The sequence below is a fragment of the Adlercreutzia sp. ZJ242 genome (genome assembly GCF_011038995.1).
GTDB lineage: Bacteria > Actinomycetota > Coriobacteriia > Coriobacteriales > Eggerthellaceae > CAAEEV01.
The window spans coordinates 1-23,405 of the sequence record NZ_JAAKEE010000028.1; the positions used below are offsets into that span (position 1 = coordinate 1).

Below are 23,405 nucleotides of genomic sequence, written 5' to 3' on the forward strand. Positions count from 1 at the left end.
TCTTCATGGCAACTTCCCGTCAGCGCACGCCGCGATCCGCGAACGTGCCGCGCGCATGCAGGCGCCAGGGCCCCCGAGGGCCGCTGGCGAGCCTTCTCGTAAGATGAGGCTCGTGGGAGCACCTCCCATGAGCGGAACCATGGAGCGGGGGATCACCCGATCCCATTCCGAACTCGGAAGTTAAGCCCCGCGTCGCCGAGAGTACTGCAGCGCCAGGCTGCGGGAGGCCAGGGAGTTCCGCTCATGAGGGGTGCTTTCGTATTTGCTGGGGGCCTGCGGGCCCCTTTTTATTTGTAGGGGTTATTGCCGAGTGTTTCACGTGAAACATTTTGGGGTGTTCTCGAATGCTGGTATCATGTTTCGTCGGTCGGTTTTCGCCCTTCGCGTGCCTTGCGCGCGTGGGGCGTTCGGAAGGTAGATGAAGGAGAGCAGCATGGCGAACAAGGGTCTTGCGAAGGCCGCGGCTGACACGACGGTTCTCGTCACGGGCGGCGCCGGGTTCATCGGCAGCCACACGGTCGTGGAGCTTCTGACGCGCGGGTACAGCGTGATCATCGTCGACGACTTGAGCAACTCGAGCGAGGTCGCCGTCGATCGCGTGCGCGCCATCGCGGGAATCGACGCGGACTCCGAGCGACTGACGTTCTACCAGGCGTCGATCCTCGACCGCGCCGCGCTTGAGAGGATCTTCGGGCAGCATGACGTTGACGTCATCATCCACTTCGCCGGCTTCAAGGCGGTGGGCGAGTCGGTGGTGAAGCCGCTCGAGTACTACTGGAACAACATTGCCGGCACGCTGGTTCTCGCTGATGTGGCGCGCGCACACGGCGTCAAGAACATCGTGTTCTCGTCGAGCGCGACGGTGTACGGCGAGCCGGAGTTCATCCCGATCACCGAGGCGTGTCCCAAGCACGAGGCGACGAACCCCTACGGACAGACGAAGAGCATGCTCGAGCGGATTCTCACAGACCTCTATGTGGGCGACAACGAGTGGAACATCGTGCTGCTGCGTTACTTCAACCCGATTGGGGCGCACGAGAGCGGCATGATCGGCGAGGATCCCAAGGGCATCCCCAACAACCTGCTGCCTTATGTCGCGCAGGTGGCGGTTGGGAAGCTGGAGAAGGTCGGCGTGTTCGGCGACGACTACCCGACGCCGGACGGCACGGGCGTGCGCGACTACATCCACGTGGTCGACCTCGCGCGCGGGCACGTGGCGGCGCTTGACTGGATGGGCGGCAAGGTCGGCACGGGCGAGGCCATCGGCATCGGCTCGATTGCCGGCGAGGCGGCCGCGGACGGCTCGCGCCGCGGCGTGGGGATCTTCAACCTGGGTACCGGCAAGGGCTCGAGCGTGCTGGACGTCATCCGGGCGTTCGAGAAGGCGTGCGGGCACGAGGTTCCCTACGAGGTCAAGCCGCGTCGCGCGGGCGACATCGCGGAGAACTACGCGGCATGTGACAAGGCGCGCGAGGAGCTCGGATGGGTCGCGGAGTACGACTTGGAGCGCATGTGCGCCGACAGCTGGCGCTGGCAGTCGACGAACCCTGACGGGTATGCGACGGCGTAGCGCCGCCGCTTAGCGCTCCGGCGCTCCAGCACTGCCTGCTGCAGGACCGCTTGCTTCTTTGGGGCTGTTTTGCGAAACGCGTTTCGCAAAACAGCCCCTGTTTGTTTGCTTGTTCGTTCGTGCTCGTTGCTTCTGCCGCTTTTTCTCGCGATGTGTGCGGCGGCTGCTGACGAAGTCGGGGCAGTGGAGCTGACGCGCGTGTTGGCGAAGGGCGGGGCAGCGGAACCGACGCGCGTTCGGAGCCACCGCATGTTTCCTTGGATGGGTTTGGTTTCGGGTGTTTTACGCGAGCGGAACTTTTAAGGCGTTTTAGCTATTTGTAAATGACGGTTTGCATCATGGTATGCACGGCAGATTAGGCTTTCAGGCATGCCAACTAAGCTCCTGAACACTCCCCACAACCCGCTGCCTGAGCACGCTTCGCTCGGGTTGGAGGAGGCGTTTGTGCTGGGATACAACGTCGAGCGGCTCCGCAAGCTCGCCCATATGGACATCGCCACGTTTGCGCAGGTCGCGGGCATTACTCGCCCGACGGTCTACAAGGTGGAGCGCGGTGAGTCGAACCTAAAGCTCTCCTACCTGAGGAAGATCGCCGACGCGCTTGACGTGAGCGTCATCGAGCTGCTCACGCCGCCGCACAGCTCCATCGACAGCTCCTACTACCAGCGCCGCTGCTTCGACCGTGCGTCCGAGCGCAAGGAGAAGGCCAACCGCAGCGCGCAGCGCTAGGCTCCGCGGCGCCTTCCCATCAGCCACCATGCGCACGCGCCGAGCGTCGCGCCGAGCGTGTCGACGATCCAGTCGACGGGGTCGCATGCGCGCCCTGGCACGAAGATCTGGTGAATCTCGTCGGTGACGCCATACAGGCTCGCGCAGATGATGGCGATGGCCACGGCGCGCCGAGCGTCGACTTTCAGCCGCAGCGCGTTCTGCAGGAGCGCGCCGAAGACGGTGTACTCGCAGAAGTGCGCGATCGAGGAGATGACGTCGACGTCGGGCCCGAACAGCGCCATCTGAAGGCCGGTCAGCCATTGCTTCACCTGCGCGACGAAGTCGGTTCCCTGGTCGAAGTCGCTCCCCGTGTGCGCTGACATGAAGAAGATGACGCCCGCCCACGCGATGACGAGCGCCCATGACGCGACGGCGTGCCAGCGCGAGGCTTGCTCACCGTTCGCCATCGCGTGCCCCTTCGCATGTCGTTCCCGCAAGCGCGACGAGCTCAAGCGGATCGCTGACCATGAGGTCGGGTTCGGCGTCCTCGGCAGCGAAGTCCTCGACGGCATGGTAGCCCCACGTCACGCCCACGGCGTAGGCTCCCGCGTTGCGCGCCGTGCGCACGTCGCCCGGCGAGTCGCCGACATACGCCGTGCGCGCGGGCGTCGTCCCCAGCTCGGCGATGGTGCGCAGGAGGCCCGTGGGGTCCGGCTTGCGGGGGATCTCGTCGCATTCGCCGTGCTCGACGTCGAAGCGGCCGGGGAGGCACTTGTCCATCACCTGGTGAACGCCCTCGTCGAACTTGTTCGACAGCACGCCGAGCTTGCAGCTGCGCGCCCGCAGCCCGTCGATCATCTCCTCGACGTGGGGATACGGATGCGTGAGGTTGTTGTCGTAGGTGGGGAAGAGCTCCTTCCAGCGCGCCATGGCCCCCTCCGCCGCCTCGGCGCCCGTGCCTTCGGGCACGGCCTGGTACATGAGGGCGCGCACGCCGTTGCCCACGTAGCTGAGGATCTCGGCCTCGGTGCGCTCGGGGTAGCCCGCGTCGCGCAGCGCGCGGTTCGTGATGACCACGAGGTCGGGCAGCGTGTGCAGCAGCGTGCCGTCGAGGTCGAAGATGAAGGCGTCGAAGCGCGGCTGCGCGCCATGCGAAGCGGCTTCTGGCGCGCTCGCGGGTTGGGCAGGCGCCGCCTCGCCCTCGTGCTGTGCGGGCGTTGCGCACGCGTTCTCGTCGATGTGGTTCACGTAAGTCTCCTTGAATTCGAGCTCAAACGCAGACCATCATACCGCGCCCGCCGACGCCCCTGAGGCGTTTCGCACAATCACCAGAGGCTGGGCGGTGCGCAGCCGCGTGCTTCATCGCCTGCTCTCACCTGGGCAGTTCCCGTGCTTCGCCGCACGCAGCTGCGTCGGGCGTCTGCCCTGAGCGTCCCCCGTCCGGGCCAAGCCATCTGCCCTGAGCACCCCTCGTCCGGGCGCCCGCCATGTTCCGCGCCTTGCCCGCACGTTCCTACAGGATCTCGCCCTTGCGCTCGCGCTTGTTCGCGTACATGAGGCGGTCTGCCTTCTTGATGGAGTCGCAGTAGTCCGTGTCCTCCCGCGTCAGGCTGTACCCGAGCGAGAACCGCACCGGAATCTCCAGCGCTTCGTCGAGCTGCGCGTGCGTGCGATCCTGCATGCCCGCGAGCTCCTCCAGCGCGCCGAGCAGCTCGCCCTTGCTCTCGTAGCCGTAGAGGAACAGGACGAACTCGTCGCCGCTCTGCCGTGCCGCAACGCTGTGATGCGGTCCGAAGTCCTGGATGATCTCCGAGACGCGCTTGAGGTAGATATCGCCCTTGTCGTGCCCGTAGGTGTCGTTCACCATCTTCAGGTCGTCGGCGTCGATCATGGCGAAGGCGCTGAAGCCGAGCTTATCGGGGGACTCGAACAGGGCGGCGAGCTTGTTGTCGAGGCCGCGGCGGTTGTACAGCCCGGTCAGGAGGTCGCGATCTCGCTCGCGCTCGATCTGCTTGCGGCGCGTGACGGCCTCGGTCACGTCGATCACCACGCCGAACACGCTGTTGTTCTCGGCCGTCTCCCCGAGCTTCAGGTACTTGCCCGGCTGTCGACCGTCTTCGCCCGACAGGAGGAAGATGCTCTCCTCGCCCGGCACGGGATTCGCGCGGATGCCGTCGATGAACTGCTCGAACCGGTCGAAGTCAGAGGCGAGCTCGGCGAGCTGCTCCTCGGTGAGGTTGAGGACCTCGGGCAGGTAGCCGGAGCACACGACCTGGCTTCTGTTCTCGTTGTGCTCGTATACGCCGATGAGCAGGCTCGTCTTGGCGAGGACGTACGACATCTTCTTGCTGTTGTTCAGAAGCGACTTGATCATGGCGTTGAGGTGGTTGGTGAGCTCGGAGAACTCGCGGCTGCTGCGCACGTCGACCGTCTCGGTGAGGTTGCCGAGGGTGATGTGGCCGAGTTCCCGGTTGATGTCGTTGATCTTCTCGACCACGAATCGGTTTATGCAGAACGAGATGGCGGCCGACAGGACGCCCACCACGAGCGTGAGGCAGAGGAAGAGCGAAAAAGTGATCTCGGGGATGCGGTGGTACAAGTCGGCGTTCGACACGGTGCGGCCGAGGTAGGCGTCGTCGACCTGCTGGAAGACGCAGAACGACCGGCGACCGTTGACGGTGGCGGAGAACCCGTCCGGCTTGCTCTCGACGTCGTTGATGTCCAAGCCCACGTCGCTTGCCGGGTGTCCGATGTCGCTCTCGTTCGTCGATCCGACGATTCGGCCGCTTGTGACGTCGATGGCGAAGTAGCTGGCCTCGGGGTTCACGCGGAACAGGGAGAAGAGGTAGGACAGCTCGGTCTTCTCCATGTCCTCCATGATCCTGGTCGGCTCCATGCCCACTTGCACGATGATGTCGCCGCTTCGGCTCCAGAGGGCGGAGTACTGCATCATCCTGCCTTCGGCGGTGTTCGGGGTGATCTCCTGGACGAGCTGCAGCGACTTGTCCTCGAGCATCGGCTTGAAGAAGCCCATCTGCTCGCCGGAGTCGAACGTGTAGCCGTAGTATTGCGGGTGCGTGCCCGCGAAGATGCGCCCGGTGTCGTCGAAGATGTGGATCTCGTCGACGCCGGAGATGAACGCGAGGTCCTTCATGCTGCTGACGCTGTTGATGACGTCGGGGTCGCCTTCGATGACGCGTGCGATGACGGAGGCGTTGTTCAGGCATTCCTGACGGTACGCCTCGTTCGCTTCGGCGATCGCGTGGTCGTTCTCGTTGAGGACCTGCCCGATCTGGGAGAGGGTTTGCGTGGCGATGTCGTAGGCGTGCCGCTGCTCGCTTCTGATTTGGAGGCAGATGGTGACGCCCAGTATGATGACGATGGAGATGACGGAGAGGGCGATCACGTACCTGCGCAGGATCTGCCTCAGCGTTCTCACGTATACCCCCTCCTCTTTCTGGCGAACCCAGCGCACCCAAAGCGCGGTCATAACATGCGCTTTGCAGGGCGCAGAAGCGCACTGTTCCCAGTATAGTCAGCTTTTTTGTGAGATGGTTGCTCTATTTTGCGGGAGGCTGTGGGGAGGGGCGTCGAATAGGGGACATGCGGGAGCGCCGTCGACTCTGGCGTCACCGCCCTTCGCGTGCGCCGCGCCGCGCCCGTGGTGCCTGGCGCGGCGCACGTCTTGCGACCAGCAGGTGCTTCAGCGTCCAGGCTCTGTGTTCGAAGCGATCGCCCGCCTGCTGTCAAGCGCCCCTCAAGCGCGTTTTCCAGCAGGGCGCGCGCAATCGGCGTCTGTGCTCCTCTGCCTCGGTGCGCTGAACAACAGCGCCATCAGCACCGGGGCTACAGACACAAAGGCAAAGCAGTATCTGAATATGCAGACAGGGGATAGGAGGTACGTGATTAGCAGGCCCGCTGCTAGTGCCAGGGGCACAGCAAAGGTGATTCTCTTTTCGTAAAAAAGATAAGCACATACAAAGATAAAGAAGCAGAAATATGTCCCGTTGTTCCATAAAACCGAGACTACGGGAATCGTCTGGTACTTTGCGTCGGAGAAAAACGCGGATAGCGACTCTTCAACTGCCGGCAACAAACTCGTTCTATTCAAAGACAGGTATTTTTCGTTCCACATTTTTGCATCGAGCATTTGGTACTCAATGTACGGATGATACATTCTCTTGTCTGGATAGTCCTTGTTGGGGTACCAGAACCCCAAGGAGTTCATCAGAAAAGCCTCCGTGTATTCTTCGGGATAACGAAGACCTGCCTCAAAGTAGAGGCGCAAGAAGCTGGCAGGACTTTGTCGTATGGATTCGGTGTCCAATGCGCTCTTTTGCGCATCGGATATCGAGGGATTAACTTCATAAAACTCGAAGCTGCCGTCGACATAATCATCGATTCCTTGCAGGTGCTGTTCCGAAGGACTATCTTTCTCCGTATCGAGATAAGGGCTGACGGTCATTTCCAGCTCTCTGTCAGAAGACGAAACGGGGTAGTTGTATACCCGGGCAATCTGCTGTGCTGGTACGCTGAGCATTTCCCTTAAGCTGTCTCCCGGTACAATTCCGCAGGCTGCATAGAGGGGCCCCGTTATCGCAAAGCTAATGGCAGCAGAAGAGGCTAGCACAACTGCAACGCGGCGCCCGGCTTCCGATCTCTTCCAGAGTATTAGGCAGAATGCTAAAGCGAAAAGAACAACGTACAGGCCGTTGTTCCTAAGAAGAATGAGAAGAAGCGTGCAAATTCCCGTGGTGACAAGATTAAAGAGGGGAAGCCTGTCTCTGGCAAAGGCTTTTACTAATTCGGAAAAGAGAAGCGCGAACATCGATCCAAATAAAGCATCCTGCGCAGAGGAAACGGTCAGGACAAGGTACAGGGGAGAAAGGCAAAAGAAAAGCAAGGTAAATACGGCGGCTAACTTGCCCTTGCACAGCAAGAAAACGCAGTGCGCAATGCTCGTTATGGCCAAAGAGGAAACGGCAGCCTGGAGGAGCATGGCCAAAGCCAAGCCCAACTCTGCGCTATTCAAGACATTGAGCCCAAACCAGGTAAACCCTCCGAGGAAAACGGTGTACAAAACGGAGAAATGCGATGTTATGCCAGTATCTTGGTCGAGAAAGCTCAGTATTTGAAACCCCGCGTCATAGCCGTATACGCCCGGAAACAGAGCAAGGAGGACTATGATATGGAAGATTGCGGCTACCGCAAATGTGATCAACGCTGTTTTTCTCGTCCAGTTGGCTTGCTGTGCAGATTGATGCCTCTTGGAGAGGAGGCTCATGAAAAAGCAAATCAAGGGAAAGAGGCTTAACGCAAGAAGGATGATTTTCGCCAGCGTTGAGACGCTCCAGTAAATATCGGCCACCGTATCGAGCTGATTGCCTAAAATGAGGATTGACGAGAAAACGAGCCCTTCCCCACCTGCTATCAATGCGAGTCTGAGGGTGGTTTCCTTCAGCAGCTTTTTGTATGCCATAAAGTAAAGCGGAACGCATGCAAGAAAGATGATTTCCGGGCGAATCTCCCCTTGGATGTAGAATTGAATTCCCGCCGATGAGCCAAGCGCGCAAAGAACCACGCAGACGTTCAGCAGACTATCTTTGTTCAAAAACGGTTCGAGTTTCGAACAAATTGCCGGTCTCTCGGCTTCTTTTTGCATTGCTTCAGTCCTCTCAGCGGAAGCTTTTGGATCCTTCTTTAAACTCGATCTCCTCTGCAGGAACGAGGTTGCAGCAATATGAGTTGGTTGGGCTGCATCCTCGGATTCTCTTTCCCAGTATAGTTGAGTATTTCAAAATTAGCGACGGTGGCCTTGAGCGCACCTCGCGCTTCGCAGCGGCCCGAATATGCTGCGCCCCGAGCGTGCCCGGCTCATCGCGCCGTACGTCACGTGCCTTCCGCCCAGGATGCGACAACGACAGCTTAACGGTGTTTCAGGGAAGCCCGCGCGTCCTTTTCGCAGAGGTCAGCGTTGTCGCGCGAGCGCTCGCGGCCAGCTGCATGATGCCCAGCACCAGGTAGAACACGGACAGCCCGTTGGGGATGAACGCCATCTCGAAGACGGTCCACGCGATCAGCAGCGCACCCGCAACGCAACCCCAGACGTAGGACGCCCTGAGGTCGCCGCGAAACCGCAGCACGAGCGCAACGACGTTCGGCACGCCGTTCACCAGGGCAAGGGCGAGCCCCGGCCACAGAAAGTCGCACTTCATGAAGTCCGGCAGCGGAAGCGGGTCGAGCAGCGACACCGGCATCCAGTCGTTCCACGAAAGCGGGAGGGCCCACAGCGCGCTCGCCATCATCCAAAGCCCGCACACAAGCGCGCATACCCCGTTGAACCAGTTCATGAAAAGCGCGAACCCGCGCGCCATCTTGTCCATCTACCTTCCCTTCCGCTCGTGCGCCGCGTTGAACGCGGACAGGTGCCTCTTGCAAAACTCCTCGGCATCGCCTGCGCCCATCTCGGAGTCGATGGCCATGAGCATGGGGCCGTGGAACTGCTCGGCGGCAAGCCGCGCGTCACACGGACCGAAGATCCCCGCATCCGCCAGATGCGCGAAGATCGCCTCCTGCAACTCGACCGGGCGCCTGATGAAAACCGCTCGGTAAAGCTCGGCGCACCGCTCGTCTCCGTAGCGGCTGATCACGAGCATGCGCCGGAAGAGCCGCACCCGGTCGTCGTCGAAGAACGGCGCGTAGCTGTCCCAGACCAGCTTCGCGAGGGCGGCTCCCTTGGCCTCCGAGTAGGCGCGCGGGTCCTCATCCGGCCTGGCGATGGCCCCGGCGTCGCGCACGCGCCGCTCGACGTACGCCGCCTCGCGCTCTATCAACGCGTCGAAGATCTCCTGCTTCCCGCCGAAGTGGTTGTAGAGCGACGCGGCCTTGACGCCCACGGTGCTCGCTATGTCGCGAACGGTCGTCGCCGCGTACCCCTTCTGGCTGAACAGCACGAGAGCCTCGTCCAGTATGCGCTCCCGCGCGTCTCCGCCTGCTTTCGGCATGGCCCCCCCTGTCGCATCCGGCGCTTTCCTTATTAACTAACATTTGTTAGTATAGCAGAGCGAAGAGCATCTACCAATGCTCTTCAGCCAAGCAACCTGGCTTTCTCCCAGCGCACGTCTATCCCAGCGCATGTCCGGGCTCGTCTGCCGTCCGCCGCGCCGCGAGCACCGCGGCCGCCAACTTGGACGCAGCTTGGCGAGGGCCTAGGGAAGAGGGCTGGACGCTGGCTGCGGGGAATTGCCGCTCGATGCGTCGGAAGGCGCGATCTGATCGTCGTCCACCACGATGAGGTAGCGGAAGTCCACCGAGCCCGCCACCGCTTCGGCGATGTTCGAGCACGCGTCCCCCATGCGGCCGATCATGAGCAGCACGTCGTTGAACTGCTCGGTAAGATCCGGGGCGCATTCTCCCTGGGCCACGCGGCGCATGTGATCCTTGCGCAGGTCGATGCCGGTGTTGAACACCTTCTCGTGCATCTGGCGAACGTGTCCGACCACCTGCGTGTCGCCGTTCTGCAGCGCGGTCACGCTGCGGGCGAGCATCTCGTGCACCGTGTCCAGGCTGTCGTTGAGGTCCTTCTGCGCCGACGGGCTGTAGCGGTTCTCCTTGAGGTTGCTCGCCACCCCCCGCGCAAGATCGTCAACGCGCGACACCTCGTTCTGCATGTGCATGAGGCCTGCTGCCAAGGTGGCCTGCTCCTCGGTGAGCACGCCTGTGGAGAACATCGCGGACTGGTACTGCGTGATGCGCTTGTTAAGCGCATGCGCGTCGTCGGCGCGGGCGATCACCTGCTCCAAGCCGCTTGTGCTGCCCTCGTGCAAAGCGGTCGTCAAGTTCTCCAGCATGTCGCTCGACGCATGCCCGAACCGCAGAATCTCCTGGGCGATCATCTGCATGGCTGCGGCGGGCTGCGCGATCATCTTCTGGTCGAGGAACACCGGCTCGCGCAAGCCGCGGTCTTCCTTGCCCGCGCTCGCTCGCACATCGGGCAGCACCGTCATCACGATCTTCACCATAAGCGGAATGAGCGGCAGCCATATGAGGGTCATGGCCACGTTGAAGCACGTGTGCGCGTTGGCGATCTGGCGCGATATGACGTCGACCTCGGGGCCTGCGGGCGAGATCATCTGCACGAACTGGGCGAACGCGGGTATGAACCATATGAACAGAAGCGCGCCCGAGATGTTGAAGATGCAGTGCGACAGCGCCACGCGCTTGGCCGAGCGCGACTGCCCGATGCTGGCCAGAAGCGCCGTGATGGTGGTGCCGATGTTGTCGCCCAGCAGAATGGGGATGGTCCCCTGGAGCCCCAGGATGCTGCTGACTCCGTCGGGACCCGGCTGCGAGGCGAAGTTCTGCAGCACCGCGATGGTGGCCGACGAGCTCTGCACCACCAGCGTCATCAGCGTGCCCACCAGCACCCCCAGCACCGGTATGTCGGCCACCTGCGCGATCATCTGCGTGAAAACGGGGCTTGAGGCCAAAGGCTTCATGGCCGCGCCCATGGTGTCGATGCCCAAGAACAGCACGCCGAACGCGAATATGGTGAGGCCGATGTCCTTGACGCGCTCGCGGCGTCCCGCAAACGACAGGATGAATCCCAGAAAGACGAACAGGAAGATGTAGTCGCTGATCTTGAACGCGATGATCTGCGCCGTCATGGTGGTGCCGATGTTCGCCCCCAAGATGATGGATATGGCCTGGGGCAGGCCCATGAGGCCCGCGCTCACGAACCCGATGGTCATCACCGTGGTGGCCGACGAGCTTTGCAGCACCGCCGTCGCCAACGCGCCCGCCAGCACGCCGAGCACCGGATTCTTCGTCATGAGCCTCAGGATGTTGCGCATCCTCTCGCCTGCGACCTTCTGCAAGCGCTCGCTCATAAGGTTCATGCCGAACAGGAACAGGGCAAGCCCGCCCAAAAGCCCCAAGAGCGTCTCGAACGCGTTCTCCAACTCCTCCGCCTTCCACGCAGCCGATATCGCATATACGCGGCGCGCCCAACGTAGGCGAGGTCACGCTTATCCTGCTCATCGCGCACATTTGTAAATATAGTCAAAAGAATAAGACGCTACTGTCTGCTCTTTTGCAAGGGAGTGTAAAAGTTATGTAAGGAAAGCGTCAGTAAAGTAACCCTGTTTTGACGAGTCCTCACTCAGATGCTTACGCGATCGTTCTGCAGCTCAGCATGTCGCTTCGATACCCTGCGTTCCCACTTGCATGACGTTTGCCGCATCGAGCAGTTCGGGCCTTCTGCTTCGCTTCCCCCTCTCCCTTTCTCCCGTCTTCGCATCTGCAAACCCTCCACATAGTCACCAGGGTTCAGATTCCGATTATCATGGCCATGGAGAGGGGGCTGTGGCTGGAGAGGAGAGCTGTGGCGACATATCGGACATCGCAGATTGCACGCATCGCGGGCGTTCACGTCAACACCGTGCGCCTGTACGAGCAGTGGGGCTTCATCCCGACGGCCGAGAGGGAGTCCAACGGGTACCGGGTGTTCACGGACGTCCACGTCTGCCAGATCAAGCTCGTGCGCGCCGCCCTCGAAATCGAAGTCCTTCAGGCCGGGATGCGCGAACTACTCGCTCAACTCCATACTTCGCATGCTGCGGACCCTCCCACACGCCGGAAGGGAGGGAATCGCCCTCACCCTCGACACCCCTCCTCATGATGACGATATCGTGACTGCCTGCGACAGGCTCCTCACCTCCCTCAAGCTGGCGGAAAAGAATGCGAACACCGTTATCGACCTCATCGGAGAGCTGAGAAGAATCCGCTGAACCCTCCACTTTGCCACCAGGCCCGCTGTCTCCTCTATCGTCTCCTGTACATCGAAACGCGAGAGCAAGGAGGATCGATGAGAGAAGTGATCGTCGTCAGCGGTCTCAGCAAGTCGTACGGGTCCGTAAGGGCCGTCCAAGACGTCAGCTTGTCCGTCTCAACCGGAAGCGCCTTCGGGCTGTTGGGTCAGAACGGATCGGGGAAGAGCACCGTCGTCGAGTGCATCGTGGGGACGAAACGCCCCGACAGCGGCAAGGTCGAGGTCTTGCAGATGGACCCCCGCCGCGACAGAAGAAAGCTCTTCCAACCCGGCTATGCGGCGCTCGATCTGGAAAGTCCTGAACGAATTGAAGGCGGGGGGCATGACGTTGTTCATCGTCTCGCACTTCATGGACGAGGTGGAGGCGATTTGCGATGAGATCTGCATCCTGAGCAAGGGCCGCATCGTCTTCAGGGGCTCGCCCGAAAAAGCCAAGACCACAGCAGACAAAGACAACCTGGAAGAGGCCTACCTCGCCCTTTCCGGTGAGACGGGAGGCCTTCGATGAAAGCGTTCGCAACCCTTTTCCGCAACGAGCTGAAGCTGAGCATCAGAAACATGAACATGGTCATCTTCGCCATCATCCTGCCTCTGGCTGTGCTGGTCATCCAGGGGTTCGTCTACGGAACCGCCGCTGCCTTCGAGGGGGCGTCGTTTTCCTTCATCGAGCAGTCGTTCGGGGCCCTCTGCGCCATATCCATCTGCGCCGGCGGCCTCATGGGCCTTCCGTTGGTTGTATCCGATTACCGGGAGCGCAAGATCCTCAAGCGCTTCAAGGTGACGCCCGCCACCCCGTCAATCATCCTCTTCGTGGAGTTGGCGATCTACGGGCTCTATGCCCTGGTGTCGGCCGTCACCATCTTCGCCGTCGCGAGCGCGTTCTGGGGAGCGAGGTTCGAAGGATCCCTTCCGCTCTTCCTCCTGAGCTGGCTGCTCACCGTGACTTCCACCCTGAGCATCGGGATGATGGTCGGGGGCCTTGCCAAGAACGCCAAGAGGGCGAGCGTGTGGGCCTGCGTGCTCTACTTCCCCATGCTCGTCTTCTCGGGGGCGACTCTTCCCTTCGAGGTCATGCCCGAGCAGGTGCAGGGCGTCGTGCGGTTCTTTCCGCTCACCCAGGGGATGCAGTTGATGAAAAGCTCGTTTCTCGGGGTCGGGATCGGCGTCGAGTCCCTGTTGCCCCAAGTGATCGTCCTCGTCTTGGTGACAGCGGCGTGCTCGCTCATCGCCGTCCGCTTCTTCAAGTGGGAGTAAGTCGGGCGGCAAACCACTAAAATTCACTCCAATCCAAAAAACAACGCTTTCACGGGTCAGAAGTGGTGTGCTCGAGAGGTCGGCGCACCACTTCGCTCTGAGAGAAAGCGCTCCTTTCGGGATGATTCGTACCGGTGCAATAATACCCGCGCGTCGCAAAGTCACCCTGTCACCTGTGCGCGTCCTCTGGACGGCAGCTGAACCCAGATTTCCCCGAACCGTTCTCCCCGTACACGACGGTAATTCTGTTGTGCTCAAGTTTTAATTCAGCATCATCCGTCAGAGCGTTTACTCCCTTATTCGCTGTCACCGAGTCCAAGACAATTGTTCTTTCGGAAGACTTAAGCGATAGCAAGTCTTCTTCAGTGAGCTCTTTCAGCAATGAGCCATCGTCCGCAAAAGATACTTACAGGCCATTCTCCTGGCATGCTTTTCTGGCAATTCCTTCAACAATTTGACTTGTCATTTCGTCCACGGCTGAGGCATGCAAAGCAAATGAGAACCATTTTGGTTGCCGGCTAAGCCAGCCTGTTATTTGCTCGCCAATCGTCTTTGCTGCTGTTCCACGTAAGACCTCTTGGGACTGCTCTTAACAGCTCTTAACTGCTCTTAACAGCTCTTAACTGCTCTTAACCGAGCAGCTTTTCAGATATTTCGTAATATTGAGAAGGATCGGTTTTGTTTCTTCCTCGCCAAGTCAAAACCTCTATGTCAGCCAAATGCTTTAAAGTGCGATTGGCAGTGAGCTTTGATACACCGGCATTTTCAGATAGCATCGCCGTGGTAACACGACCTTGCTCGATTGCTAACCGAAAAGCTATACGCTCGTTATCGCTCAATTGAGTATCTGAATCCGGGAGCAACGTCGACACTTCACCATGTGTCAAAGAGTTCGAATTCGTGCTCTCAGCGTGCTCGAAGTTATCGGGGTCTTTGTCTGCTTCCAGCGGCAGGAAAAAACTCGACCTTTCGGGATTCACCTGTTCACTAAGCATCGGTTTTCCGTAACCTGCGGACGTCCACTTCTTCACCATGTCGGGAATGCCGCCCCCGGCACGCTCGCCGATGTTGATGAGCGTGAGCATCTTCATCATCGTCTCGTTGCGCGGATCTGAATTGCCGCCGATGTAGGCGTCCTCGATGCCGACGCGAAAGCCGCCCGGATTCGAGAAGTGCAGACCGTCCTCCTTCCATAGGAAGACAACACCGCGACGCTCGTTGTAGTCCGCGTTCGTGAGGCAGTTCGCAATGGCCTCGCGCAGGGCGTCGTGCGCCTCCGTCTCGTCTACGCGCTGGCTGTTCTCGTCGAGCTTGAAGGGCACGTTGATGGCCTGCTTCATGTTGTTGAAGACGCGTCTGTAAAAATCGAAGACGTTGCCCGACCAGCTGTCGTCCTGCGAGGTGATCCGGCCCTGCCACCTCTCGTCCGTGCCAAGCTCTTGGCGGTAGTCCAGAAAGTAATGCGGGAACTCCGCCATGATGCGCCACTCCTCGCCGAACATGAGCAAGCCCGCGCTTGTCGGGTGGATCTTCCCATCGTCGCCAGCTTTCGCAGCGCCTATCCGGCAAAGAAACTCCTCGTCGGGCAAGTCGGCCCACGCATGGGCGTTGTGGTGCAGCTCGTAGCTTCTGCGGTACGAGCCGATAGTCTCCGCAGACAGGTCGTCTACAGTCAGGTTCTCATGTACGCGGGTGTCGACGGACTCGTCCGATGCGTCCCGGTACATCGCCTGGATCTCGTTCTGGGCGCAGCGGTAGTCGCCCTTGTGGTCGCGCCTGTATGTCCCCGTGACGGGGTTGCCGTTCACGTAGATCGGTCTCAAGCGTCGGTCAGCGCGCGGCACCTCTACGACGATCAGCTCTTTACCATCGACGTTCTCGATGCTGGCATCCCTGTCAGACATTACGCAACATGATAGCTTGTCGGTGCTGTGGGCGGTGTTCCAGAAGTCATCGAGCATCTTATCGGCATCGCCAAGTCCAACGATTTCCAAGGTGCCGTCCTTGCGCTCTTCTGCTCCGAGCACGATGACCCCGCCCTCCGTGTTGGCGAAGGCGGAGATCGTCTCCCAGACGCTCTTCGGCAAGCCGCCTTGGGCCGCTTTGGCTTCGAGGCGGTTACTCTCCTTATAGGTTTCGAGCTTGGCTAGATCCATGTAGCGACCTTTCTGGTTCGCACCATTTTACCGTCTGGCGCACCGTCCCGATACCATGTGTTCCCATTCGCATGGCATCGTCGCATCGAGCAGTGAGGGTCTATCGTTTCACTCCGACCTCTTTGCCACATCCTCTCCTCAGCGGCCTTATGCGCCCGCATGCTCGGCCGGGAGCTAGGCGGTGTACAAGGGCCGCGAAAACTTTTCGGCCAAACGAGCGACCTTCCACGACCTCCCGAAAACTCAAGCCCCGGCGGGTTTCGCATTTTCCCCTTGCGCGTTGCTCGAACTCCGGCGATGCCCAAGCTATGAGGCAGGCCATAGGGATCGGGGAGCTGTGGCAACATGCTGGACATCGCAGATTGCATGCATTGCGGGCGTTCACGTTAGCTCCATACGCAGGTGCCCCTCGGCATGGAACGCTCTTGTCGACATGAAAAACCGGGTGCGAGGCGGACGTTAATGCCGCACGTTAGGCGCGCTGCCTTCCTTGAGCTCTTCATGAGCGCCCACGTGCTTCTCCATGTATATAAGGTCGTAATAGCGCCCGAACTTGTGCCCGCATTTGCTGAAGCGACCTACCGGCACATAGCCCAGTTTCTCATGGAAATGACAGCTTGCATGCGTGAGATACCCATCTTCCTCGTCGCAATACGCAACGCACGCATAGAGGTTGACAATGCCCTGCTCAGCCAAGAGCTTCTCGAGCTGCTCGTACAAAGCACGTCCAATGCCACGCCCACGCATCGGTTGCGCCAGGTAGATGCTTACCTCGGCGCAGTGGTCATAAGCTTCGCGAACGCGAAAGCGATGAGCGTAGGCATACCCCACCGGCACGCCGTCACATTCTGCCACGAGGTACGGATATGAGGCCTCTTGCGTCGCGCGAATGTTCTGCTCGAATTCCTCGCGTGTTGGCGGCGTGATCTCGAATGAAACTGCCGTTTCAAGCACGTAGGGCTTGTATATGTCGAGGAGCTGCTGTGCGTCGTCAATACGCGCAGGTCGAACGGAAACGGTCATGCGGCACTCCTTTTAAACTTGTTTCGTGCATTGTAAGCTGGGCGCTCGCGAAAAGGCACGATGGGAATTCTATACCTACGCGACAGAGCGTTTTGGCAGCTGCCGCGAAGTCTTGAAAAGAGCATGCGGGAAGGTGCCGAGGACCCGATACCCCACTTCCAGAGACCCCATTACAGGGAGCGCCCCAGTTCTTCGAGCTCATCGAGCTTGTCAGCAGGAGCGTCATCCAGCCCTGCATAGGTGTACACGCCGCAGTCTTCTGCGTTGAAGTAGCCTTGGAAGTAGCCGTAGTAGATGTACTCGGAAGCATGGTAGACGTCTTTGTAAAGGGAGGCCAGTATCAGGGCGGTCTTCTTTATCTTGGCCGGAACGAACTTCGCCAAGCTTCGGTGAAGCACGGCGAGTATTGGCGCAGTGGGCGAGCCGTAGTAGACGGGGCTTGCGAAGACCATCATCTCCACCTCGTTCCAGAGCTCGTAGATCTTGTCCATGTCGTCGCGGATTGCGCATCGGCCGTCCTCGGGATGCAGCGATGCTTCGAGCTCTTCTCCTTGAGGGATGCTGTGGCACTTGAGGCAGCCCTGGCACTCCGAGATGCTCATCCTGGCGACGTTCATGATGTAGACCGTGTGGCCGGCCTCGCGCGCTCCGCGGGCAAACGCCTCGCACATTTTCGCAGTGTTTCCATCGAGGCGAGGGCTGCCTTGCAATACCAGTATGTTCATCGTCAAATGAGCCTTCTCTCCTTGGGCAGCGGTTGCGAGATGGCAGGCCGTTGGCTTTCTGAGCGCAAGGCCTGCCGCCCGCTGGCCCATCCGCTGGCCCGCCGGGCTTCAACGAACTGCGATTACCGTGTCAGCTCCTTGATGCGCCAACGACGCAGAGGGGATGGGGATAGCGGCATGTCAATATTATTGCACGCATTTTCGCCCTGTCAGCGAAGAGGCATGCGAGTTCTGCTTGCGAGAAGCTGCGCCGGGTGCCTCGGGCGTCAATTTGCCAGCCGCGTCTGGTCTCGTGAGGATTCGCTGAAATGTCAGGCGATTTCGAGGAAGGAGGAGTATAATACTCTCTCACTGCGGGCGTGGTTCAATGGTAGAACTTGAGCTTCCCAAGCTTACAACGCGGGTTCGATTCCCGTCGCCCGCTCCATAGACTTCAGTCGAAGGCCGCCTCCGGGCGGCCTTCGTGCGCTCTCGAGGGTGGAACGCGCCGGCGATCCCTGCTTCGAGCCTGCGCTCGGGCGTCTCGCCTCCGAAGGCTCATGCGGCCATAGGGGCCGTGCGAACGCGTTTCCCGGGGGCTGCTCGGGCGGCTCGCGGGATGCCCCTGTGGCCTGCGATGGAGCAGAAAGTGCGGGGGTCTGGGGCGTTTGGCCTGCGAAATGGGGTAGAATCAGATAAACTGCGAACGAATCTCTCGCAGCTGCGCATCATCTTGTCCCACCCCTTGCTTCACCTTTTGCTCTGCCGCTGGCTCTACTCCCGTTCTGCCCGTGCTTGCAGTAAATTACGCGCAAGGAGACCTGATGAAAATGCAGCCCCTCCCCCTCGCCAATCGCCTCGCCCGCGCCGCCCTCGCCTTTCTGCTCGTCTTCGCCTTCGTGCCGCTGATGCCGGGCGCCGCCCTCGCCGACCCTGCGGATGACGGCACGGCTGACAACAGCGCGGCTGACAACAGCGCGGCGATTGACCGCTTCACGAGCATATTCAACGAAACCCATGCTGAGATGCGCCAGAGATTCAACAAGACGGGCAACGTAGACGACCTCCTCACCAACCGCGCGAACGACAGAGTCGATGCGACGAACGGCATCGCGTCGATGTCGCGGACCTCGGTTCCCGAGAAGTACGATCTGCGCGAGGCGGGCCTGGTGACCCCGGTCAAACTGCAGAACCCCTGGGGCACCTGCTGGAGCTTCAGCGCGATCGCCGCGTCGGAGACGAGCATCTTGAGCGAGCTGGGCGGGTCGGCCCCCCAAGGGCTTGATGACCTGTCGGAGCTCCATCTCGCATGGTTCGCCTACACCCCGCTTTCCCAGGAAGCCATCGACGCCTCAGGTTCCACCAACTACCAAAGCCAGGTGGGGGAGGGCTACTACACGGTAGATGCTGGCGGAAAACACAGCCTTGAGCCGGATGTCATCCTCAACCAGGGCGGCTCGCCTCCCACCATCACCTCGGTGCTGTCGTCAGGCGTCGGGCCCGTCCTTGAAAGCGATGCGCCTTACCGCAACAAGGACGGCAGCACCGTCGATGACTCAAGCGGCGCTCCCGTTTACTACAGCGCCGATGGCGGCTGGTCGGTTGACGAGAGCCTGCGCTTTCGGTCTGCCCTCCAGCTCAAGGACGTCAACCTGCTGCCGTCACCTGCCGGCGTCGATGATGACGGCAACTACAGGTATGACGAAGACGCCGTCGATGCCATCAAGAGCGAATTGCTTCAGGGCCGTGCGGTGAGCATCAACTTCTGCGCTGACCAGTACCGGCCGGGCGTGCCGGTTGTTGAGCAGAGGTACATCAACCCCGATACGTGGGCGCACTACACCTACGAGAAGGCCCCGGCGAATCATGCCGTCACCATCGTCGGATGGGATGACGACTACGCGGTGGGCAACTTCCTGACATCGGCGCAGGTGCCAGGTGCCACGCAGCCGCCTGGTCCCGGCGCTTGGATCGTCAAGAACAGCTGGGGGTCGGAAGAGGAAGAATTCCCCAACAAGTTCGACTGGGGCGAGAAAGGCTGCTTCTACCTGTCCTATCACGATCAGAGCATCACCAACGTCGAGACGCTTGACTACGACATGACCAACCATGACGCGACCGTTCGGGGTCACCAGGGGGATTACCGCATCATCGACCAATACGACTTCATGCCTTCGCCGAGCCCGATGACGCTGGAGTACCCTATCCCGGCGAGCATGGCAAACGTCTTCACGGCAGACGAGCGCCAGGCCGTCACCGCGGTGTCGTTCGAGACCTCCGTCCCTAACGTAAAGGTGACGTGCGAGGTGTACCTTTTAGGCGAGGATTGGACGTCGCCCAAGGACGGTAAGCTCGCAGCTACCGTGCCGTCGGAGATGTATGAGTATGGCGGCTACCACCTCGTCGATCTTCCGAACAGCGTGATCGTGGAGAAAGGGCAGAAGTACGCGGTTGTGGTAACGGAGGAGATCGTCGATCCAGGCGAATCGAAGCCTCCCTATCGCGTTTTGTTTGACTTCGGCATCAACAAGCGCGGCTGGGATGAGATGGCCCAGGGACAGTCTGACCCCCCTACGAAGTATGCGCGCGGCATCGTCAACCGCGAAGAGAGCTTTTTGGTTGTAGCCGAGGAAGAAGGCGAACTGGCATTGGACCTGGTTGACCTCATGGAAGGCAGCCCCGACACGATGGATTTCGACAACTTCCCGGTCAAGGCATACGCAAACCCGGAACCCGCTCCAGAACCGGGGCCGGAGCCTGGGCCAACGCCCGGGCCGGCGCCTGAGCCCGGACCTGAGCCTGAGCCTGAGCCCGGGCCGGCGCCGTCGCCTGAGCCCGGGCCGGCGCCGGAGCCTGCCCCTGCTCCCACGCCCGCGCCTGCGCCCGCTCCGGCGGAGGCTACGACGGGGACGTCGTTGGCTGACACGGGCGATGAGCTGGGGCTGCCCGTGATGATCACGGCGGGCGTGGCCGTGCTCGCCGCAGGCGTCTGCGTGGTCGCTGCCGTGTGCATGCGCTGTCGCCGCAGATAGCGCAGAAGACAGGGCCTTCGACTTTTCTGCCGATGAAGCGAAGGAGAAATCGGCAGTAAGCATCGGCAGTAAAGCGGAACAGACCGCGCTTCTTAGTCGCAGGGGCTTGATCAGAGGCTTCTCTGTTCGGTTGGCCCCGCTAGATCTTGTTCATCTCGGCGGACACGCTGTTGTACCAGTGCTGCCAGTTGGGCGGGCAGTACTTCTTGGCGGCGGCCTCGGAGAGCGTGTAGCCGTAGCCGCGTGCCAAGCCGCGGACGTGGGCGTCGATGGCCTCCTCCCAGCTGCCCCAGCTTACCGAGCCCCAGCCCCACGCGTTGTACGGCAGGAAGCAGGCCGCGCCCTTCGAGCTCTCGACGAACGAGATGGCGGGCGAGAAGCGCGGGTCGACGCCGTAGTCCCATGCTGCCTCTGCGAACGTGGTGCCTTGGCCGGCGAGGGGCGAGCCAGCCAGGTACGCGTCGATGCGCCCAGCCCAGGAGCTCACGAACGCCGCCTTGTCGCTTGACCAGTCGGCGTTGTCGTTCACGGGTGGCGTTACGGGCTCGGGCACGGCGCTCGGGGCGCTCGCGCTGCCCGCCGAGCTGCTTGCGCTCGACGCGGCGTCGCTCGCGGCCTGATCCTTTGCGGCCTGCTCGGCCTCCGCCTTCGCCTGCGCCTCAGCGGCCGCGCGCGCCTCCTCCTCGGCGCGCGCCTGGGCTTCCCGCTGCGCGCGCTCGCGCGCCTCCTGCGCCTCAGCAAGCGCTTGGGCCGCGCGCGCCTCCTCTTCCTGAGCCTGCGTGAGCGCCGTGGCGAGCTCGTTCTTCTGCGTGTCGAGCTCGGAGGTCATCGCCAGGAGCTTCTCCACCTCGCCCATGTGCGTGCCGTACACGCGTCCGAGGAAGTCGACCGAGGTGAGGAAGGTCTGGAAGCTCTCGGCGGAGAGCATGAGGTCGATGAGCGAGGAGCCTTCGCGTTGGAACTTGTAGAGCTCGCCGAGCGCTGCGCCGCTGCGCTCGCGCTGCGCGGGCAGCTGCTCCTCTATCGCGGAGATGCAGCTCTCGTTGTCTGCGATCTGCCGCTCGAGCTCGGCGACGTGCTCGGTGGCTTCGTTGTAGATGCGCGCCGACTCCTCGATGGCCTGCTGCGCCGCATCGGCCTCGGCCTCGATGTCGGTGGTCTCGGCATGCGCCTGCGTGAGCGCGCCTGCGCCCATACAGGCGCCGAGCGGCGCGAGGGCGAGCGCGAGCGCGACGAGCACGGCGATGCAGGCCGTCGCGACGGGATGCGCGAAGGGGCACGCTGGCGCGGCGGGCGAGATGGCTTGCGCGGTGGCGGTGGCAGGTGCGGCGCGTCCTGCAAGGGGGCGCGCGGCGGTATGGGGCGGCAGCGGGGTGCCATGCAGTATCATGAGAGCGGGTTTCCTTAATGTGCTTCGGTTGCTCTTGACGTCTGTTCGCTGCACTAGCATAGCAAAGGGCATGCCGGAAAGGCTCAACCCCACAAAAGCCCCCCAACCGCCGCTGAGGGCGCCGCCGCCTCTTCGTCTGTTCCGCCGCCTGCGTGCTCGACCTACCCCAGGCGCTTGCCCAGCTCGGCGGCTGCGGCGGCCTTGTCGAAGTTGCCGCCCGTCTTCTTCGTCAGCGCGCCCATCACGCGGCCCATGTCCTTCTTCGTGGACGCGCCCGTCTCGGCGAGCGTCTCGTCGATGAGCGCGAGCAACGCGTCGCCCGACACCTGCTGGGGCAGGTACTCCTCAAGGATGGACACCTGGGCGGCCAGCGTGTCGGTGCGCTCCTGGTTGTTCCCGGCCTTGATGGAGCCGTCGAGCGTCTCCTTCGTCTGCTTGATCACGCGCTTGAGCATGGCGTCCACGTCAGCCTCCACGATGTCGCGGCGCTCGTTCACCTCGATGGCCTTGAGCTCGGTGTGCACCTGGCGCAGGATGTCGCGGCGGCGGTTGTCGCGCGCCTTCATGGCGGCCTTGATCTCGTCTTGCAGCTGCTGATACTCCATGTTCGTCCTCCTCGGCTCGGTGTGCGTTTTCGAGCGCTAGTATAGCGCTCGCCGGGAAGACGTGCGCGAGAGGGGGCGTGGGGCGCGCAGAGCGAAGGCGTGCGGGAGCGAAGGGCCGTGCGGGAGCGAAGGGCCGCGCGAAGGGCCGAGCGGGAGCTAAGGGCCGAGCGAGGTATTTTTCTCAGAATTATTCTTGACTAGGGATAATTAGTCATGTATGATAGCTTCCGTAGAAAGCAGAAGCTAAGAAAAAACCTCCACTCCTCTCTTGTGAGAGAAAAGCCGCTAGTCCACCCAGCGGCTTTTCTCTCGTCATGAGCCCATGCTTCGGGTGGGCCCCTGACGCAGGCGCGTTGCGGGCGGAAAGCCCTCGCTTCCGCTGCCCTTGTCAATATATTCTTTTGTGAATAATACTTAAGAGGCAATTTATCTGGGAAAAGAATTATTCAATAGCTATATTGTGAATAACTGTTGCAAAAACTCGACGCACGCTTGTCGGAGGGCTATAGTGGGCAAGCTTGAAAAACCAGGAGAGAAGAAGAAAGAAGGCACGTAGTATGACCACCGCCACCAAGGCGCTTTCCCAGATGAAGAAGGCGAGCAAGCTCACCAACCGCGCGTTCCGCAAGAACGGCCCCAAGAGCTACAAGAAGGGCCAGGGCGCGCTGCTGAAGGTCCTGCACGTCTCGGGCGGCCAGGCTTCCTCGCGCGAGCTCGTCGAGCGCCTGAGCTTCGACCGCGGCGAGCTGAAGAACGTCGTGCGCAAGGCCGAGCGCAACGGGTACGTCACCATCGAGGATGCCGAGGAGAAGCGCACCTACACGGTGAAGCTCACCGAGGAGGGCGAGAAGATCGCCGAGAGGCGCTGCGCCGCCAACTCCAAGACGGCCGAGGAGATCCTGTCCTGCCTCACCGACGAGGAGATCGCCCAGCTCAACGCCATCACCGAGAAGATCATCGTGTCCTGCAAGGAGCACGGCGCGCACGGCAAGCGCAAGAGCGGCAGGAAGCACTGCCACTCCCGTCGCGCCCGCCGCTAGCACGGCGGCACGCTGACGGCTCGTCGCGCCAGCTCTCTGCGGCAAAGCCCTTGGGCGTTCCTTTGGACTGAGAAAGTAGCTGCAACAGAAG

Annotated in this window: 20 protein-coding genes, 1 tRNA gene and 1 rRNA gene; 10 read left to right on the forward strand and 12 right to left on the reverse strand. The window is 61.2% G+C overall.

From position 1 onward, the window contains the following. Positions 1-129: 129 nt before the first annotated feature. From rrf to G7Y49_RS07615, 3 genes are all read left to right on the forward strand, one after another. A 5S ribosomal RNA gene (rrf, locus tag G7Y49_RS07605) occupies positions 130-244 on the forward strand. Positions 245-433: 189 nt separating this feature from the next. Continuing rightward, a complete protein-coding gene (gene galE, locus G7Y49_RS07610; protein WP_165172605.1) occupies positions 434-1,570 on the forward strand; it encodes a UDP-glucose 4-epimerase GalE in 1,137 nt (378 codons plus the stop codon). Between the two features lie 369 nt (positions 1,571-1,939). Next, positions 1,940-2,299: a helix-turn-helix domain-containing protein gene (locus G7Y49_RS07615; protein WP_165172607.1), complete on the forward strand. Its 360-nt coding sequence runs from the start codon at positions 1,940-1,942 to the stop codon at positions 2,297-2,299. Here G7Y49_RS07615 and G7Y49_RS07620 read toward each other — a convergent pair. The 7 genes from G7Y49_RS07620 to G7Y49_RS07650 all read right to left on the reverse strand — a co-directional run bounded on the left by G7Y49_RS07620 (position 2,296) and on the right by G7Y49_RS07650 (position 11,241). Beyond that, the gene (locus G7Y49_RS07620) at positions 2,296-2,748 is read right to left on the reverse strand and encodes a VanZ family protein (protein ID WP_165172609.1); all 453 of its coding nucleotides are present in this window, start codon (positions 2,746-2,748) and stop codon (positions 2,296-2,298) included. The two genes, G7Y49_RS07615 and G7Y49_RS07620, sit on opposite strands and share 4 nt — an antisense overlap. Beyond that, positions 2,735-3,529, reverse strand: a complete 795-nt coding sequence (locus tag G7Y49_RS07625) for an HAD family hydrolase (protein WP_241157324.1) — start codon at positions 3,527-3,529, stop codon at positions 2,735-2,737. The genes G7Y49_RS07620 and G7Y49_RS07625 overlap by 14 nt, the downstream gene beginning before the upstream one ends. Before the next feature lie 265 nt (positions 3,530-3,794). Next, on the reverse strand, positions 3,795-5,720 hold the full coding sequence (locus G7Y49_RS07630) for a GGDEF domain-containing protein (protein ID WP_165172620.1): 1,926 nt from the start codon (positions 5,718-5,720) through the stop codon (positions 3,795-3,797). A 318-nt stretch (positions 5,721-6,038) separates the two neighbouring features. Beyond that, positions 6,039-7,943 (reverse strand): DUF6020 family protein, encoded by a 1,905-nt coding sequence (locus tag G7Y49_RS07635; RefSeq protein ID WP_165172622.1) that lies wholly within the window; start codon positions 7,941-7,943, stop codon positions 6,039-6,041. A 274-nt stretch (positions 7,944-8,217) separates the two neighbouring features. After that, entirely contained in the window at positions 8,218-8,664 is a 447-nt protein-coding gene (locus G7Y49_RS07640; protein WP_241157325.1) for a hypothetical protein, read from the reverse strand. Further along, positions 8,665-9,285 carry a TetR/AcrR family transcriptional regulator gene (locus G7Y49_RS07645; protein WP_165172624.1) on the reverse strand — a complete coding sequence of 207 codons (621 nt, stop codon included), beginning with the start codon at positions 9,283-9,285 and terminating at the stop codon, positions 8,665-8,667. A 204-nt stretch (positions 9,286-9,489) separates the two neighbouring features. Continuing rightward, the gene (locus G7Y49_RS07650) at positions 9,490-11,241 is read right to left on the reverse strand and encodes a Na/Pi cotransporter family protein (protein WP_165172626.1); all 1,752 of its coding nucleotides are present in this window, start codon (positions 11,239-11,241) and stop codon (positions 9,490-9,492) included. 389 nt (positions 11,242-11,630) lie between these two features. Here G7Y49_RS07650 and G7Y49_RS07655 point away from each other — a divergent pair, with 389 nt between their 5' ends. From G7Y49_RS07655 to G7Y49_RS07665, 4 genes are all read left to right on the forward strand, one after another. Then, positions 11,631-11,960 carry a MerR family transcriptional regulator gene (locus G7Y49_RS07655; protein WP_241157326.1) on the forward strand — a complete coding sequence of 110 codons (330 nt, stop codon included), beginning with the start codon at positions 11,631-11,633 and terminating at the stop codon, positions 11,958-11,960. A 186-nt stretch (positions 11,961-12,146) separates the two neighbouring features. Next, positions 12,147-12,488, forward strand: a complete 342-nt coding sequence (locus G7Y49_RS12500) for an ATP-binding cassette domain-containing protein (RefSeq protein WP_206214595.1) — start codon at positions 12,147-12,149, stop codon at positions 12,486-12,488. Next, positions 12,460-12,618: a hypothetical protein gene (locus G7Y49_RS12110; RefSeq protein WP_206214596.1), complete on the forward strand. Its 159-nt coding sequence runs from the start codon at positions 12,460-12,462 to the stop codon at positions 12,616-12,618. The genes G7Y49_RS12500 and G7Y49_RS12110 overlap by 29 nt, the downstream gene beginning before the upstream one ends. Next, on the forward strand, positions 12,615-13,364 hold the full coding sequence (locus tag G7Y49_RS07665) for an ABC transporter permease (protein WP_165172628.1): 750 nt from the start codon (positions 12,615-12,617) through the stop codon (positions 13,362-13,364). The genes G7Y49_RS12110 and G7Y49_RS07665 overlap by 4 nt, the downstream gene beginning before the upstream one ends. Positions 13,365-13,993: 629 nt before the next feature. Here G7Y49_RS07665 and G7Y49_RS07670 read toward each other — a convergent pair. The 3 genes from G7Y49_RS07670 to G7Y49_RS07680 all read right to left on the reverse strand — a co-directional run bounded on the left by G7Y49_RS07670 (position 13,994) and on the right by G7Y49_RS07680 (position 17,268). Next, on the reverse strand, positions 13,994-15,520 hold the full coding sequence (locus G7Y49_RS07670) for an RNA-binding domain-containing protein (protein WP_165172629.1): 1,527 nt from the start codon (positions 15,518-15,520) through the stop codon (positions 13,994-13,996). Between the two features lie 459 nt (positions 15,521-15,979). After that, positions 15,980-16,543, reverse strand: a complete 564-nt coding sequence (locus tag G7Y49_RS07675; protein ID WP_165172630.1) for a GNAT family N-acetyltransferase — start codon at positions 16,541-16,543, stop codon at positions 15,980-15,982. Positions 16,544-16,713: 170 nt separating this feature from the next. Continuing rightward, positions 16,714-17,268, reverse strand: a complete 555-nt coding sequence (locus G7Y49_RS07680; RefSeq protein ID WP_241157330.1) for a flavodoxin family protein — start codon at positions 17,266-17,268, stop codon at positions 16,714-16,716. A 353-nt stretch (positions 17,269-17,621) separates the two neighbouring features. On the opposite strand from G7Y49_RS07680, the gene G7Y49_RS07685 reads away from it, so the two are divergent. Beyond that, positions 17,622-17,695, forward strand: a tRNA-Gly gene (locus G7Y49_RS07685). Positions 17,696-18,071: 376 nt separating this feature from the next. After that, on the forward strand, positions 18,072-20,279 hold the full coding sequence (locus tag G7Y49_RS07690; protein WP_165172632.1) for a lectin like domain-containing protein: 2,208 nt from the start codon (positions 18,072-18,074) through the stop codon (positions 20,277-20,279). A 139-nt stretch (positions 20,280-20,418) separates the two neighbouring features. Here the strand turns inward: G7Y49_RS07690 and G7Y49_RS07695 are convergent, their stop codons facing one another. Both G7Y49_RS07695 and G7Y49_RS07700 read right to left on the reverse strand, forming a co-directional pair. Further along, complete coding sequence (locus tag G7Y49_RS07695; protein ID WP_241157329.1) at positions 20,419-21,669, reverse strand: hypothetical protein; 1,251 nt, start codon at positions 21,667-21,669, stop codon at positions 20,419-20,421. 161 nt (positions 21,670-21,830) lie between these two features. Beyond that, a complete protein-coding gene (locus tag G7Y49_RS07700; RefSeq protein ID WP_165172633.1) occupies positions 21,831-22,274 on the reverse strand; it encodes a GatB/YqeY domain-containing protein in 444 nt (147 codons plus the stop codon). Positions 22,275-22,831: 557 nt separating this feature from the next. On the opposite strand from G7Y49_RS07700, the gene G7Y49_RS07705 reads away from it, so the two are divergent. Then, positions 22,832-23,314: a winged helix DNA-binding protein gene (locus G7Y49_RS07705; RefSeq protein ID WP_165172634.1), complete on the forward strand. Its 483-nt coding sequence runs from the start codon at positions 22,832-22,834 to the stop codon at positions 23,312-23,314. Positions 23,315-23,405: the final 91 nt, after the last annotated feature.